At 68.6% G+C, this 14,447-nt stretch carries 14 protein-coding genes; 5 read left to right on the top strand and 9 right to left on the bottom strand.

What is annotated here, in order from left to right; genetic code table 11:
• Positions 1-6 precede the first annotated feature (6 nt).
• From JJL56_RS17065 to JJL56_RS17055, 3 genes are all read left to right on the top strand, one after another.
• Positions 7-3,087 carry an SLBB domain-containing protein gene (locus JJL56_RS17065; protein ID WP_345772597.1) on the top strand — a complete coding sequence of 1,027 codons (3,081 nt, stop codon included), beginning with the start codon at positions 7-9 and terminating at the stop codon, positions 3,085-3,087.
• Positions 3,084-3,914, top strand: coding sequence for a glycosyltransferase family protein (locus JJL56_RS17060; protein ID WP_200485732.1), 831 nt, complete (start codon positions 3,084-3,086; stop codon positions 3,912-3,914). Before JJL56_RS17065 ends, JJL56_RS17060 begins: the two co-directional genes overlap by 4 nt.
• A 120-nt stretch (positions 3,915-4,034) precedes the next feature.
• Entirely contained in the window at positions 4,035-4,502 is a 468-nt protein-coding gene (locus JJL56_RS17055; RefSeq protein WP_145626568.1) for a helix-turn-helix domain-containing protein, read from the top strand.
• A 23-nt stretch (positions 4,503-4,525) separates the two neighbouring features.
• On the opposite strand, the gene JJL56_RS17050 is transcribed toward JJL56_RS17055, so the two are convergent.
• From JJL56_RS17050 to JJL56_RS17030, 5 genes are all read right to left on the bottom strand, one after another.
• Positions 4,526-5,377 (bottom strand): glycosyltransferase, encoded by an 852-nt coding sequence (locus JJL56_RS17050; protein WP_200485731.1) that lies wholly within the window; start codon positions 5,375-5,377, stop codon positions 4,526-4,528.
• Complete coding sequence (locus tag JJL56_RS17045; RefSeq protein WP_247891117.1) at positions 5,374-6,345, bottom strand: GumC domain-containing protein; 972 nt, start codon at positions 6,343-6,345, stop codon at positions 5,374-5,376. Before JJL56_RS17045 ends, JJL56_RS17050 begins: the two co-directional genes overlap by 4 nt.
• The gene (locus JJL56_RS17040; RefSeq protein ID WP_345772596.1) at positions 6,338-7,585 is read right to left on the bottom strand and encodes a glycosyltransferase family 4 protein; all 1,248 of its coding nucleotides are present in this window, start codon (positions 7,583-7,585) and stop codon (positions 6,338-6,340) included. The genes JJL56_RS17045 and JJL56_RS17040 overlap by 8 nt, the downstream gene beginning before the upstream one ends.
• Before the next feature lie 49 nt (positions 7,586-7,634).
• Positions 7,635-8,837, bottom strand: a complete 1,203-nt coding sequence (locus JJL56_RS17035; protein ID WP_200485729.1) for a hypothetical protein — start codon at positions 8,835-8,837, stop codon at positions 7,635-7,637.
• Positions 8,838-8,939: 102 nt separating this feature from the next.
• Complete coding sequence (locus JJL56_RS17030; protein WP_145626564.1) at positions 8,940-9,410, bottom strand: DUF3299 domain-containing protein; 471 nt, start codon at positions 9,408-9,410, stop codon at positions 8,940-8,942.
• Positions 9,411-9,713: 303 nt separating this feature from the next.
• Here JJL56_RS17030 and JJL56_RS17025 point away from each other — a divergent pair, with 303 nt between their 5' ends.
• Together JJL56_RS17025 and hutG are read left to right on the top strand one after the other, a co-directional pair.
• Complete coding sequence (locus JJL56_RS17025) at positions 9,714-10,064, top strand: ArsR/SmtB family transcription factor (RefSeq protein ID WP_014240322.1); 351 nt, start codon at positions 9,714-9,716, stop codon at positions 10,062-10,064.
• 174 nt (positions 10,065-10,238) lie between these two features.
• A complete protein-coding gene (hutG, locus tag JJL56_RS17020; protein ID WP_200485728.1) occupies positions 10,239-11,063 on the top strand; it encodes an N-formylglutamate deformylase in 825 nt (274 codons plus the stop codon).
• 98 nt (positions 11,064-11,161) lie between these two features.
• Here hutG and JJL56_RS17015 read toward each other — a convergent pair whose 3' ends face one another.
• The 4 genes from JJL56_RS17015 to JJL56_RS17000 form a co-directional block, all read right to left on the bottom strand.
• Positions 11,162-11,572 carry a bacteriohemerythrin gene (locus JJL56_RS17015; RefSeq protein ID WP_200485727.1) on the bottom strand — a complete coding sequence of 137 codons (411 nt, stop codon included), beginning with the start codon at positions 11,570-11,572 and terminating at the stop codon, positions 11,162-11,164.
• A gap of 361 nt (positions 11,573-11,933) precedes the next feature.
• Positions 11,934-12,719 carry an enoyl-ACP reductase FabI gene (fabI, locus tag JJL56_RS17010; RefSeq protein ID WP_145626562.1) on the bottom strand — a complete coding sequence of 262 codons (786 nt, stop codon included), beginning with the start codon at positions 12,717-12,719 and terminating at the stop codon, positions 11,934-11,936.
• 302 nt (positions 12,720-13,021) lie between these two features.
• Positions 13,022-13,441, bottom strand: a complete 420-nt coding sequence (locus JJL56_RS17005) for a YgaP-like transmembrane domain (RefSeq protein ID WP_145626561.1) — start codon at positions 13,439-13,441, stop codon at positions 13,022-13,024.
• A 28-nt stretch (positions 13,442-13,469) separates the two neighbouring features.
• Complete coding sequence (locus JJL56_RS17000) at positions 13,470-14,354, bottom strand: PRC-barrel domain-containing protein (protein ID WP_200485726.1); 885 nt, start codon at positions 14,352-14,354, stop codon at positions 13,470-13,472.
• Positions 14,355-14,447 lie beyond the last annotated feature (93 nt).

The following is a 14,447-nucleotide window of genomic DNA, read 5'->3' as shown; positions in this document are numbered from 1 at the left end:
GACTCCGTGCGCAGAATCTTCGCCCTATTGGTGCCTCTGGCGGCGCTGATGGTCTGGGTGCCCGCCGCATCGCTCGCCGCATCGGCCGCCGAACCGGCTTCCCCGGCGCCGCCCGCCCGCCCGGCAACGCCCTCTTCCCAGGCCCTCCCGACACCGCGCGCGGGCGCCACCCGCCCCGGTCCCGGCCCGGACGCCCCGTCACCGATCGAGGCCGCCTACAGCGAGCGGGCCGGCTCCGCCCTTCTCCAGTTCGGCTATGACCAGTTCGGCCAGGACCCGCCGCGTCGGGACGGATCGGGCGGCGTGCAGGCGGACTACACGCTGGGGCCGGGCGACGAGCTTCTGGTGTCCCTGCGCGGCCAGAAATCCTCCAGCAAGCGCCACATCATCGACGGGGCGGGGCTGCTGACCGTCGACGACGTGCGGCCCGTCGTGGCCCAGGGCCTGACCCTCGCGGACCTCCGCGCCCAGTTGGCCGACGCCGTGACGGCGTCCTTTCCAAACACCGAGGTGTACGTCTCGGTGACGGAAATCCGGCGGATCGGCGTCCTGGTGACCGGCGCCGTGGCCCGTCCGGGCCGCCAGGAGATCGGTGCCTTCGCTACGCTGATCGACGCGCTGACCGCTGCCGGCGGCGTCACCCGCGGCGGCTCGCTCCGTCGCATCCGCCTGTATCATGCGCAAGCCGCGGCAAGCCCCCCTTCGACCGGGTTGCCCATCGATCTGTACGACCTGTTCATGACCGGGGACGACGCGAACGCGGGCATCCGGTTGCGCGACGGCGACCGCGTCTTCGTGCCGCCGCTCGGCCCGACGGTGGCGCTGGCCGGCCCGCTGAAGCGCCCCGGCGTCTACGAGCTTCCCCCCGGCGAGGACCGCCTGCCGATCGCCGTCGCGAAGGAGATGGCCGGGGGCCTGCTGCGGCCCGGCGCGCATCGGGCGCTCCGCTACGCCATCGGCCCGAACGGCGAGGAGCGGGCGGAGGAGCTGTTCGACACGGATGCCGTTCAACTGGGCGACGGCGACCTGCTGCTGCTGGCACCCCGCCGCGAGGATCGGGGCGGCGACCTGCGGCTGGATGGCCATGTCCTGCGGCCCGGCGCCCGTGCGTTGGAGCGCACCCCGACCATCGGGGCGCTGGTCTCGACGGCCGATCTGGGGCCGGCGCCTTATCTTCCCTTCGCGGTGCTCGCCTCCATTCATCCGGGCAATCGCGCGCGCGTCCTGCAACCGGTCGACCTGGGAGCGGTGCTCAGCGGCCGCGACCGCCGCCGCCTGGCCGAGAGCGACGTTCTTTATGTGCTGGGGGCGGACGATGTGGACTTCCTGACCTCCGAACCGGTGCTGGACCTGCTGCGCGGCGCGCGCGAGCCCGCCCCGGACGGGTGCCGCGGCCTGGTGGTCCTGGCCCGCGCCCTGACGGCGCAGCCGGACGGGCCGCTCGCCAACGGTCCGCAGGCGCGGGCGGCGGCACGGCTGACCGGTGGACGCACCCCCTGCCCGCCCCTGTTCGAAGCCGTCCCCGACCTGCTCGTCTTCGCGCTGGAGCACTCCACCCTGCTGTTGGGCGGCGTTCCCCGCCCCGGCTTCTACCCCTCCGCCGGACGAGGTGCCGCCGCGGAGCTGGCGCTTGCCGCGGGCGGACCGGAGTCCGGCGCTTACGATCCCCCTGTCGGCGGCGCATCGCAGCACCGTCCGGTGGCGGCGGGTTCCATTGTGGAACCGGACGAGCCCGTCTATGAGCTCACCGGCCATGCCCGCCGACCCGGCGTCCGTCCCCTGGCTGGGGGCGCCACGCTGCGCGACGCCTTGACCGGCGGCGATGCGCTGAAGCGGGACGTCTATCCCCTGCTCGGCGTCATCGAGCGCTTCGACCGCCGCACCCTCGCCCATCGACTGCTTCCCTTTTCGCCGCAGGAGGTGGCCTCCGGACAGGCCAACCGCGCGCTCGCCGACGGTGATCGGGTGCGCCTGCTCTCCTTCGCCGAGGTCCGTGCGCTGACCGGCCCATCGGACAAGGACGGCAAGCCCGAGACGCCCCCGGCCGATGCCAGACCACCCGACGCCGGCCCCCCGCTCCCCGACGACGTGGCGGCGCTGGTGCGGGAACGCGGGGTGCAGGTGCGTGGCGCCGTGCGCGCCCCCGGCACCTATCCCGTGGCGGAGACGGCGACCGTCGACGCCCTTCTGGCGACCGCCGGCGGCCCCGCCGCGACCGCCGATCTCGCCAGCCTGGAAATCACCACCACCACCGGTCAGCGCCGACGCCTGGACCTCCGCGAGGGCTTGTCGGCCCGGACGGCGCTGCATCCGGGCGACAGCCTGCGCGTCAACCCCAAGCCCCAGGCGCTGGAAGCGCGTGCGGTCACCATTTCCGGTGCGGTGCGGCGTCCCGGCACTTACGACGTCGCGCGCGGCGAGACACTGTCATCGCTGATCGACCGGGCCGGCGGCCTGACGGAGGAAGCCTATCCCGCCGGAACCAGCTTCCTGCGCGACAGCGAGCGCAAGCGCGAGCGCGCCTGGTTCGACCAGCAGGCCCGCGACCTGGAACGCTGGATGGTGCAGGAGGTCGAGAAGGGCGAAGCCGCGCGCTCGGACGTGGTCGGGCTGGCCCGGCAACTGGCGACCCAGCTGCGCGGCGTGGAACCGCTGGGCCGCATCGTCGTCGAGGCCGACCCCCTGGTGCTGCGCCAGCGGCCGGAACTGGACGTGCTCCTGGAGCCCGACGACCGCATCCTGATTCCGAAACGTCCCCTCACCGTCACCGTGACCGGGGAGGTTCAGCACCCGACCGCCGCGCAGTTCGTCAGCGGCAAGACCGCCGAAGCCTATCTGCGGGAGGCGGGCGGAGCGAGCCGCAACGCCGACGACGCCCGCATCTTCCTGGTTCTGCCGGATGGGAGGGCGCAGCCGCTGTCCCTCTCCTCCTGGAACCACACCGTCACGGCGATCCCGCCCGGCTCGTCCATCGTGGTGCCGCGCGATCCGAAGCCATTCGATCTGATGGAGTTCTCCAAGAGCATGGGCACCATCCTCGGCCAGCTCGCCATCTCGGCGGCGGCCATCGCGGTGATCTCCGAGTGACGGGCAACACGGGAACGGTCCGGTTGGCCGTGGTCACCGTGGTCCGCGACGACCTGCCCGGCCTGCTCGCCACCCGCGCCAGCCTGCGCGCCCAGACCATCGCGGCCTACGACTGGTTCGTGGCGGACGGCGCGTCCACCGACGGGACGGCGCGCTGGCTGGCCCGCCATGGGAACGAAGCCGTCTGGTGGCGCTCATCCCCCGACCGCGGCCTGTACGACGCCATGAACACCGCGCTGGACGCCATTGCCGAACGGTCGCCCTCCTGCGGGCCCTCTTGCAGCCATGTCCTGTTTCTCAACGCCGGCGACCGGCTGGCCGACGATCGGGTTCTGGAGCGGCTTTATCCCATCCTGACCGCAAGTCCGGATACCGGCCTGTTCTACGGGGATGCGGTGGAGGAGCTTCCCGGCGGACGTCTGGTCGTGAAGCCGGCACGGTCGCACTACCGCGCCCTGCTGGGCATGTTCACGCATCACCAAGCCATGGTCTACCGGTTGGCCGCCCTGTCCAACGTCCGATTCGATCTGCGCCACACGCTGGCCGCCGATTATGCGTTCACCGTGACGGTCCTCAAGCAAGGGGACCCGGCGCACCGCTTGCCACTTCCGGTATGCGTATTCGCCACCGGCGGGCGGTCGCAGAAGGACCCGGCGCGCGGCCGGCGGGAGCAGGCGATCATCCGTCGCGAGCTGCTTGGGCTGGGCCGATCGGCCAACGCAACATTATGGGGATTACAATGGCTTGCCCTTACCTTGCGCCAAACAATTCCATGGCTTTACGCGAAATATCGTTTCTCACCAAATGAACGATCGTTTCTTTCATAAGCTTTGACGACTGTTTCACGCATCTAGCTGTTGATGCGCACGAAAAGTTGCATAGAATTTACTTTCTGACCTAACCAATTTCCCTGGTGGCGCCGACCACCTCCATACTGAGGGTCTATTATGAGTGCCACGAAATCCAAGCTATCGCCCGCCCACACGCTGTCACGCCGTGGCGAGGGTCCCAACCCCATCGACATCCATGTCGGCGCCCGGCTGCGGCTGCGCCGGACCCTGCTCGGTCTGAGCCAGGAGAAGCTGGGCGAGGCGGTGGGCATCACCTTCCAGCAGCTCCAGAAGTACGAGCGCGGGTCCAACCGCATCAGCGCCAGCCGCCTGTTCAATCTGTCACAGGTTCTGGGCGTCCCGGTCAGCTACTTCTTCGAAGACATGCCCTCGCCGGAGCACATCGCCACCCCGTCGCCCGACCTTCCGCCGTCCGAAACGGAAGAGTTCGAGTCGATGGCCCGCCGCGAGACCCTCGAACTGGTCCGGGCCTATTACCGCATCGAAGACTCCTCGGTGCGCAAGCGCACCTTCGACCTTCTCAAGGCGCTGGGCGGCGAGCGCGCCCTGGACGAGGCGGTGTAAGTCACGGCACCCTCGTTCGACCCTCAGTCATCGGTGGGCGCGGGAGGTTCGGCACGCCGCCTCGCGTCCGCGATCTTCAGGCCGATCTGCCAATAGTAAAACGCCCGCGCCAGCGCGTGTTGGAACCCCGGACCGCCGTCCAGGAACCCCAAACGCCAGACATACCCATACAGAAAGACCAGGAGCGGACGGGCCGGGATCATGCCCAAGCAAGCCTTCAGCCAACGGCGCGCGCCGGATTCCCGCCCGATCAGATCCGCCATCCGTCCATCCGACCGCAACGCCGCCTCCCAATCGGCGTAACGGGCGTGCCGCTCGAACCACGCCGCGATCGGTTTGTCGTCGGCATGGGTCAGGCTGTGGCGCAGCCGTCCGACGGTGCCGGCGATCACCGGCTGATAATGGCCCTCTACCTCCCACATGGTGGCCACGTCGAGGTCGGGCACGGTCGGGAAGTGCGCCTTCCGGCGGTCAAACAGGACGAGTTTCCGGTTACGCGCGCCGAAGCGCAGGCGCCGGCCGAGAAACACCGGATGGCCATCGATGAAGTAGCCGGCATGCCGCGGCCCCGCGCTCATCAGCGCGGCGATCTCCTCCACCAGCGCACCGCCGAGCCGCTCGTCGGCATCGACGAACAGGACCCAATCCTGGCGGAACGGCAGTTGGTCCAGGCACCATTGCTTCTTCTTGGGATATCGCCCGTCCCACCGGAAGGGCACGACCCGCGCGCCCGCCGCCTCGGCGATGGCCGGCGTTCCGTCGGTGCTGCCGCTGTCCACCACGAAGCGCTCGGCGAAACGTCCCAGGGCGGACAGACAGTGGGGAAGGTTGGCCGCCTCGTTGCGGGTCATCACCACGACCGACACGGGAATCACGGTGTTGCCTCGCCGCCGGCCCGCCACAGGCGCCGCAGGCCGACGGCGAGCGCCCCGGCCATTAGCCCCACCAACGCCGCCACGGGAACCACGCGCAGGGGATTCGGCCAATCCGGGCGCTGCGCCGCGGCGGGGGGTTCGATGGCGTCCGCCGCCAGCGGCAGATCGACCTCGATCATCATGGCGATCCGTTCCTGCTCCGACAGCAGGTCGGCAAGGGCTTGGCGGTGCTCCGCCACGGTGATCCCGGCCAGCCGGGCACGGGCGTGGGCGATCTGGGCGGCGCTTCGCCGGGACGCTTCCGCCCGCAGATGGGCGTCGGTCGCCTGGGCGGCGGCGGACAGAATCCGCAGCGCCATGGCACGGTCGGCGTGGCGAAGGCGCAGCCGCCGCATCGGCCCGCTGCCCACCATGTCGATGGTGAGCCGGTCCTGAAGGGCGCTCGCCACCCGCTCCGCGTCGGGTTCCACCCAGTCCGACCGGCCGACGAGCGCGAGGAACGTCCGCTTGGCGGACGCCATGGGACCGGGCGCGGGGCGCCAATTCCCCGCCTCCCCGTCCCAGCGGTCAGGGAACAGGCCGCGCAGCAGCAGCGGATCGGCCATCAGCCGCTCCGCCACCGGGATGGAGGTGAACAGCTGGAGATAACGCGCGAAATCCGAAAGGATCTCGTCCCCCGGACCGGGTTCCGACGCGGCGGCGGCGGCCTCCCGGCCGATCAGAACGGGCAGCCGCGCCCCCATGGCCGCCGCACCGACGCGGGCGGTCGGCCCGATCACCATCACCGCGGTGTATTGGGGAACCACCAGCCGCAAGGCGGTCACGGACGCCACCACGCCCAGCGCCGTGCCGATGAACAGGATCGGCCAACCCTCCCGCATCGTCCGGAGGAATCGGCGCAACCGCAGCCCCGTTTCCACCGCCTCGACCTCCACCGGGGAGCGGCGCAGCGGCATTCCGTCAGGCATGGGGCAGGCTCCGCCCGGTCGGAACGGATGCGCCGCGCAGCCTCTCCTGGTGCAGCGTCTCGGCCAGCGCCGTGAACCGCCGGGCCGCGGCGGCGGCGTCCCAAGCCGATGCAACGGTCAGCGCCCTTGCCCCATGCGCCGCGCGCAGTGCCGGATCACGGGCGTAGATGCGAATCGCAGCGGCCAGACCCGCCGCGTCGTCCGGTGCCAGCCTTTGCCCGCAGCCCTCCACCATGGCCGCCGCATCGCTGCCCGCCGGCCCCAGGAACAGGCAAGGCCGGCCGGCCGCCAGCGCGCCGGCCACCTTGCTGGGCACCAGCAGCCCTTCAGCCCGCGGGTCCATGGTCGCCAGATGCAGATCGGCGGCGGACAGGCTTTCAGCCAGCCGGTCCGGCGGCTGGAGCGGCAGCATCCGGACGTTCGTCAGCCCGCGCCGCTCCACCGCCTCCGCAATGGCGGCCCGCCGCCGCCCCTCCCCGATCAACAGAATCGCAAGAGCGGGATCGCTGCGCGCCAGCAGAGCCGCCGCCTCCAGCAGGGCGTCCATCGGGTGGGCGAGCCCCATGTTTCCCGAATAGGCCACAGTGAAACGGCCGCCCAGCCCATGCTCCCGCCGGAACGGGTTGTCCGCGCGCGGCACCGGCCGGATGCGCGGATCGGGCCAGTTCGGCAGGACGGTGATCCGTTCCGCCGACACCCCCGCCGCCGCCAGCCGCCCGGCCATGCAGCGCCCGATGGCGACCACCGCGTCATGGCGGCGAAGCGCCCGAACACTCGCCCGCTCCGTCATCCGCGTCAGCGGTTCCGGCATGCGGATGCCAAGCACCGGCAGCAACGCCGGAAACACATCCTGGCTCCAATGAATGGACGCCGCGCCATGGCGGGCGGCGATCAGCGGTCCGGCACAGGCCAGCAGCGGCGGGTCGGTCATGGTCACCACGACGTCGTGCCGCGGCAGGCGCAACGCCCGTTGAATCAGCCGAACCGCGGCGGCGAGATAGCCGCGGGCGGTCAGCCGCGGGTCCCTGCTCACCGCCCCTGCATCAAGTGGAGCATCCCCGCCGGTGCGGCGGACGGCGACGCCGGGCGGCGCATCGCTGGGTCCGCACCCGTCCGCGACAACGGTGACCCGCCAGCCCATCGCCGCCATCCGCCCCGCCACGTCGAACACGCAACGCCCGGTCGCCCCCTTATCCGGAGGAAACACACGGTTGACGAACAGGATGGACGGTGAATCCACGGAAGAAGAATCGCCAAAATGGTTTGACACGCATAAGTATGCATATCCTTCAGCGCGGCGGCAACCGCTTCCCACGCTCCGCCGCCAGCACCGCCAGAGTGAGGAGAAGTCCGGTGTCGAGGTACTTGAAGCTGGTGTGCGCCCCAAGCGCCATCAGCAGCGGACCCGACACCGCCCAGCCGAGCACCGGATCGGACCGCAGGAGCGCCAGCACACGCGGAGCAAGACCGCCGAGATAGGCGATCAGGGCGCACAGACCGACCACACCGGTTTTGGCGAGAGCGTAGGTCACGAGCGTGTGGGTGTAGGACACGCGCCACCCGCCCACCGCGGGATTGACGAGAAGCGCCCCCCAACCCTGCCCGAACAGGAAGGCAGCCGGGGAGGACAGCGCCTGCCCGAGCGCGGCTTCCGCCTCCTCCCACCGGGTGTTCGCTCCGGCCAGCCGGGTTTTCTCGGCCACCTGCCCCAAGGCGCCGAGCAGCGCCTCTGGAAAAAGCGTCGCCAACAGCAGCGCTATCCCACCCACCCCCAGCACGGCCAGCGGCGCCCGGCGCAGCCACAACAGCCCCAAGGCGGCGAAGGCAATCGCGGCAAGCCCGAGCGCCATCCGGTGCACCGCCCCGGCCAACGCCACCAGACACAGCAAGCCACCCAGAATCGCGGCCACACCGGCGGCGCGTCGCAGCCACCCGCCGCGCGTCAGCATCCCGACTCCGAAGGCCGGCAGCGCGATGGCGGCGAACAGGACCGACGGCGCGTTCAGCAGATAGACGCCGCCGTCCGCCATCGCACGGACACCGACGGCGCCGAACCCCCATTCCGCCTGCTTCCACCAGCGCAGCGCGAACCCCACACCGGCCACCGCCAGACCACCGGCCAGCAGCCCCACCGCCCGGTCGGGGGCAGCGCGCAGCAACGGCACCAGAAGCACGGGAAGGAACAGGTAAAGGAGCGGCACCACGTCGCGCACCATGTCGCCCGGCGCCCAGTCCAGCCATACGCCGCGCATCAGGGGACACCACAACAGCACCGCCAGCGCCAGCACCGCGGGCATCTCCCACGGTGGCGAACCACGCTCCAGCAACGTCTGGCCCGTCGCCACGCACAGGGGGCGCAGCAGCCCGACACCCAGCACCAGCAGGGCACCGATGACCGCCTCCGCCGGGCGGATCTCCGCCGGTGCCGGCGCGCTCAGCAGGCCATAGAGAACGAGCGCCAGGAACAACCCGGCGGCCCGCCACAGAGCCACTCCCTTTCCGGCCACGCGTTCCCCGCCACCCGCCCGACTCGAACAGGCGGCAGGATTTCACGACTCGCCGGAAAAAGGAATGACCGATCCGATCCGCAACGTTCAGGCGTAACGCAGCTCAGCGCGGTCGAGACGGTAGAACAATCCCTCCAAAGGATTCAGCCGCAACGTGCCGGTCATCAGCACCGGGGCCTGCGATTCTCGGACCGGGATCTGGCTGTGGACGTGCAGCATCGTGGAGGGGCTTGGCCGATGGCAGGCCGGGCAGGAAATGGGATTGGCGGCGAGGATGAAGCGGTTGTGGGACGGCGCATCGCTCAGCGGCACCATGAAACCGCGCACCGTCACCAGCGTTCCCTCCAACGCCTTGACTCGGGTCGGAAAGACCGGGTTGGCGGCAGGTCCCTCCATACGGACCTGCACCAGATCCCGCCACAGGGCCGTGGTGTCGTCCAATGGCAGATGGAACGGCCCGGCGGGATGCGTGGGCTCGCTGGCGTTGGCGGCCCAGATCGCCCAGCCGGCCACCGGGGCCAGCGCGAGCGGCAGCAAAACCTGTCGGCGCGACGTCATGACGGTCCTCCCCCTCGATCCTGCCCGTTTCGGTCGTTCGTTCGACCGTTCATTCGATCCCGTTCATTCGATCGTTGAAGGCATCCTGTGCGGCCTTGTCCCAGACCGTCGTGCTTGTGGCCGAATTGTTCCCGAGCCTTTGTCCAAGGTCAACAGGCGAGCGATAGGCCATACGTAAGAGGCCACCGCCAATCGACTTCGGACATCGTTTGGCCGACCTATGGGATTGACGCGGCTTCCGGCCTATACTTTGTAAGAGCGTCAACCACCGATAAAAACCTTACGAGCGGGAATCAACGCGGCATGCAAAAAGGGTCAGCACCGAAGGACAAGCCGGCGCATCTCCGCCTGTCCGAAGACCAGACCACCGAACTGGCCGACATGTTCCGCCTGATGAGCGACCCCAGCCGGCTGCGCATCATCCTGGCCTGCCTGGACACGTCGACCTCGGTCGGCGACATGGCGGCGGCTCTGGGCCTGTCGCCATCCCTGGTCAGCCATCACCTCCGCCTGCTGCGGGCGGGACGGCTGATCCAGGCGGAACGGCGCGGCAACCGCGTCTTCTACCTGATCACCGACGAGCACATCCGGCGCGTCCTGTCGGACATGGTCGACCATGTGGCGGAGGAAAGCGAAGGGGATCTGGAGGCGTAAGGCGGTTGCGGCGGACCCGTCCGCCACAACCCGCTGAAGCCTTTATAACAAATACGCAATAGGATTTGACCGCCATGCCGGTTGCGCCGCATAGTTCCGATTATGCTGCGGCGCACCAAACCGTTGTTGCACGAATGGCTTGACGAATCGGGCCAGGAAACCAGGGGTGTTGGCATGGAGACGTTCCGCTTCCAGCCGGGGGAAACCCCCGTCCTGCTCAGCATCCCGCATGTCGGCACCGTCGTGCCGCCGGACATCGCGGCCACCATGACCGACTCCGCCCTGGCGGTGCCGGACACGGATTGGCATCTCGACCGCCTCTATCATTTCGCTCCGGCGCTGGGCGTCGGCTTCCTGAAGCCCATTCTCTCGCGCTACGTGATCGACCTGAACCGCGATCCCGAGGACGCCTGCTCCACTCCCGGCGCCGGCAGCACCGAACTCTGTCCGCTCACCACATTCGATCACCAGCCGGTGTACCACCCGGGACAGGAACCGGACGCGGCGGAGGTGCAGCGGCGGATCGGTGCCTATTGGCGCCCCTATCACGATCAGCTCAACGGCGAGCTTCAGGCGCTGAAGGACCGCTTCGGCGTGGCCGTGCTGTTCGACGCCCATTCCATCCGATCGCGCGTGCCGCGTTTCTTCGACGGGCAGATTCAGGACTTCAGCCTGGGCACGGCGGAAGGGACCAGCGCCTCGTCGGCGCTGGTCGGCCGGGTGATGAACGTGCTCACCGCGACCGGGCGTTTTTCCTCCGTGCAGAACGGCCGCTTCAAGGGTGGCTTCATCACCCGCCGCTACGGCAATCCCGCCGACAACATCCACTCGGTGCAGCTCGAACTGTCGCAACTCACCTACATGGACGAAGAGGCACCCTTCGGCTTCCGCGAGGAGTCGGCGCGTCAGGTGCGCCCGACGCTGGAGCGGCTGCTAAGCCTCGTCGTCGAATGGGCATGGGAGAACGCCACCGGCCGGCGGCGCAGCGCCTTCCTGTAACGCCCTGCCCGGCCCTCATACGGCCGGCGCATGAACAGTTCCATGATCGGCCGGCCGTATGACCCTTTCGCACATGGCTACGCCATGCGCCTTCGGTATCAGACCCAGACGCCCCGCACATAGGGCGTCAGCTGCGTGTCCTGCATGATGATGTGGTGGACCAGCCAGTTCGCGGTGAAGGTGTAGATCCGCTCGGCGTTCTGATGCGTCGGGTCCCGCGTGAAGACCGCGGACAGTTCGCTCAAGGTCCGCACCGCCTCTTGATGCTGGCGGACATGCTCCTCGAACTTCGGGTAATGCACGGCCTGCATGATCTTTTCTTCGCGAGCGAAGTGCTGCTGAGTGTATTCCAGCAGCTTCATGAGGATCTTGGCGACACGCACGGGCATGAAGCTGCGCGAGTTCAGCGCGGCGTCCAGTTCGTTCAGATACTCGATCAGGTGCTTGTGATCTTCATCGATGGACGGCTGGCCGACGCTGAGCTGCCGCCTCCACGTAATGACACCCATGAACCCTCCGCACCCTGTCTTCCGCGGCCACCGGGCAATTCCGCCGAAAGCCACCGCATTGAAGGGAAGCGCGCCGTACCTGCGCAACTGAAGATGAAGGTGCGCAATCCGTCAAAAAACCGTAAATACCAGACGCCGCGACCCCTGTTACCGCCGACTCCACAACCGGCGGCCTTTGCCTGCATTATGGGCGCATTTTTTACAAAACGAACGCATACGATTGTCACATGGCATTTTGCCGCACCGAAACAAAGACGCGGAAAGGCAGGCGAAACGTCATGTTTCCGCCTGCCTTCACATCGACTTTATGAAGATGAGGCGACGATCAGCCGCCCCAACTTATCGGTGAACCACCGCCCGGTCAGCCGACGATCGAATAACCGCAATCCACATAGGTGGTGCTGCCGGTGATGCCCTTGGCGCCGTCCGTCGCCAGGAAGGCCGTGGTGTAGCCGACCTCTTCGATGGTGACGAGACGCTGCTCCGGCGCGCGTTCCGCGGCCTTCTCCATCAGCTCGTCGAAATGGGCGATGCCGGAGGCGGCGCGGGTCTTGATCGGGCCGGGGGAGATGGCGTGCACGCGGATGCCCTTCGGACCCAGTTCGGACGCAAGATAGCGCACGCTGGCCTCCAGGGCGGCCTTCACCGGACCCATGACGCCGTAATTGTCGATCACGCGGTTGGCACCGAAATAGGACATGGTGAACAGCGAACCGCCGTCCTTCATCAGCGGCTCCGCGTAGCGGGCCATGCGGATGAAGGAATGGCAGGACACGTCCATCGCCATCTGGAATCCCTCGCGCGAGCAATCGACGACGCGGCCGTGCAGATCGTCCTTCGGGGCGAAGGCGATGGAGTGCAGCGCGAAGTCCAGCTTGCCCCACTTCTGCTCGATCTTCTCGAAGATGGCCTTCAGCTCACCCTCGCCGGTGACGTCCACCGGTTCGAAGATCTCCGCTTCGAGCTGCTGGGCCAGCGGCTCGACGAAGCGCTTCGCCTTGTCGTTCAGGTAGCTGACCGCGAGATCCGCGCCCAGAGCGCGGAAGGCGCGGGCGCAGCCCCACGCGATCGACTGATCGTTGGCGATGCCGAGCACGAGGCCCTTCTTGCCTTCAAGAGTGGCGGCGGCGGGGATGATCGTGGTCATAGGCTGGCTTTCCCGGATTGCAAGGTGGCCGGATTCAGAGTGCGCCAGATCGGATCACTCGAATTGTGCAACGCACCATAGTGCAATCGAAGGTCATAGGCAACTTGTTAAAGTCGCAATATAACCGACATTATCGCTTTGTTTATCCGTAACACAGCCTTCACACAGCGAAGACGCGAAGGCCGGCGCGGCAATCCATACCTCTTTCTTGCGTATTCATGAAGAGGACCGCAATAAAAACAAAGGCCCCACCTTCCGGAGGGGCCTTTTGAGAGGACCGGAATTTATGGGACCAGAAACGATCAAACGGCGCCGGGCGTGAAGGACGGCGGATCGCTGGCCGGGAAGGATTCCATCGACGCCTCGTCCACCTTCTCCTTTTCGTCGGCATCGTCGTAGATGTCGCCGGGATGGCGGGAATAGCGATGGACGCCCGGTTCCACATCCGCGGCGGGGATGCCCGCTCCGTCGTGGCCGCCCAGATCCTCCATCATCGCCTTGGCCGGGCAATAGCCGGTCAGCCCGCGGGCGACCAGAGCGCCGCCGGCCAACGCCAGCGCCGCCCCGGCGACCGTCGGGCGGCGGAGCCCGAGCACGGCGAGAAGCCCGCCCCCGACCAGCGACACCAAGCGCTCGGTATGCCCAACGTTGATCATGCGTTCGAGATCGTCCGGCAGGGCCGCGTCGCGGCTGCCCATGCCCTGTTGGCTCGTCATCGCCATCGCTGCTCTCCTCGATCTCTTTCTATGGTCACTGCTGCGGGGTAGGCGGCGTGGACCCGCCCTGGTGCCCGCCCTGGTCTGGGGCCGGCGCCCCGCCGGTCGAACCGGACGAGCCCGGCTGCGCCGTTCCATCGGGCTTGCGGGCCGTATCGGCCAGCGTACGGGCCTGCGACAGTTCGCGGTTCAGCCGATCCACCTCCTGCGACAGGCGCTGCACCTCCGACTGGAGCTGCGGCGTCCCCGCCGCACCGCCCTCCGGCATACCAACCGCGGCGAGCGCGGCACCGTCACGCATCCAATAGGGCTGGACGCCGTAGTAGGTGTGCAACGCCACCGCCCATTGCCGGTCCGACATGTCCGGACGGTTGGAGCGGGTGAATTGCGGCGCCGCGGTCAGCCGGTCCTTGGTCACGTTCAGGACATAGCCGTCGCCGGCCTGCGCCGGCTGGATCAGCGCCCAGGGAACCGGGAAGTTGCGCTCGCCGAGCCCGAGGAAGCCACCGGCCTCGACCACTGCGTAGGCGACGCGCCCGGTGTTCGGATCGACCACCAGCTCCGAGATGGAGCCCATCTCCTCGCCGCTGGCGTTGTGCAGCTTGGCCTTGGACAGGTCGTCGGCGGCGACCACGCGCGGGTGCTCGACCGTGCGCAGCAGGGCGTCGGCCTCGCCCAGGATGGTCTGGCAGGCCGGCTCGCCGCCGCGCTGGCCGGCGCGTTCGGCGGTCTGGCGCAGGGCGCGGAGCTGGCCGATCTCCTGCGGGCTGATGGAGGCGGGAGTCTGGTTGCCGGCGGCCTCCAGCGCGCCGATGCGCTGGCCCAGCCGGTTCACCCCCTCCGGGCAGGTCTCGGCGAGTGCCGGCCAAGGCCCGAGCGCCCCCGCGATCATGGCGGCGCTGAGGAGCAGGCGTTTCATCGTGGGTGCCTCCGGCTTGGTTTCCGTGCGTGTGCGTCTCACGCGGGGAAAACAGCACGGCCAAGACGGAGGTTCCGCGAATGCTTCTTCTGC

The sequence above is a fragment of the Azospirillum aestuarii genome, assembly GCF_016632405.1.
Lineage (GTDB): Bacteria > Pseudomonadota > Alphaproteobacteria > Azospirillales > Azospirillaceae > Azospirillum > Azospirillum aestuarii.
This window is presented reverse-complemented; position numbering and strand designations above follow the sequence as displayed.

Coding starts and splice junctions, on each gene's coding strand:
- JJL56_RS17030 (WP_145626564.1), bottom strand. CDS start 9,410: ATGACGTCGCGCCGACAGGTTTTGCTGCCGCTCGCGCTGGCCCCGGTG.
- fabI (WP_145626562.1), bottom strand. CDS start 12,719: ATGACCACGATCATCCCCGCCGCCGCCACTCTTGAAGGCAAGAAGGGC.
- JJL56_RS17015 (WP_200485727.1), bottom strand. CDS start 11,572: ATGGGTGTCATTACGTGGAGGCGGCAGCTCAGCGTCGGCCAGCCGTCC.
- JJL56_RS17045 (WP_247891117.1), bottom strand. CDS start 6,345: ATGCCTGACGGAATGCCGCTGCGCCGCTCCCCGGTGGAGGTCGAGGCG.
- hutG (WP_200485728.1), top strand. CDS start 10,239: ATGGAGACGTTCCGCTTCCAGCCGGGGGAAACCCCCGTCCTGCTCAGC.
- JJL56_RS17025 (WP_014240322.1), top strand. CDS start 9,714: ATGCAAAAAGGGTCAGCACCGAAGGACAAGCCGGCGCATCTCCGCCTG.
- JJL56_RS17005 (WP_145626561.1), bottom strand. CDS start 13,441: ATGGCGATGACGAGCCAACAGGGCATGGGCAGCCGCGACGCGGCCCTG.
- JJL56_RS17000 (WP_200485726.1), bottom strand. CDS start 14,354: ATGAAACGCCTGCTCCTCAGCGCCGCCATGATCGCGGGGGCGCTCGGG.
- JJL56_RS17055 (WP_145626568.1), top strand. CDS start 4,035: ATGAGTGCCACGAAATCCAAGCTATCGCCCGCCCACACGCTGTCACGC.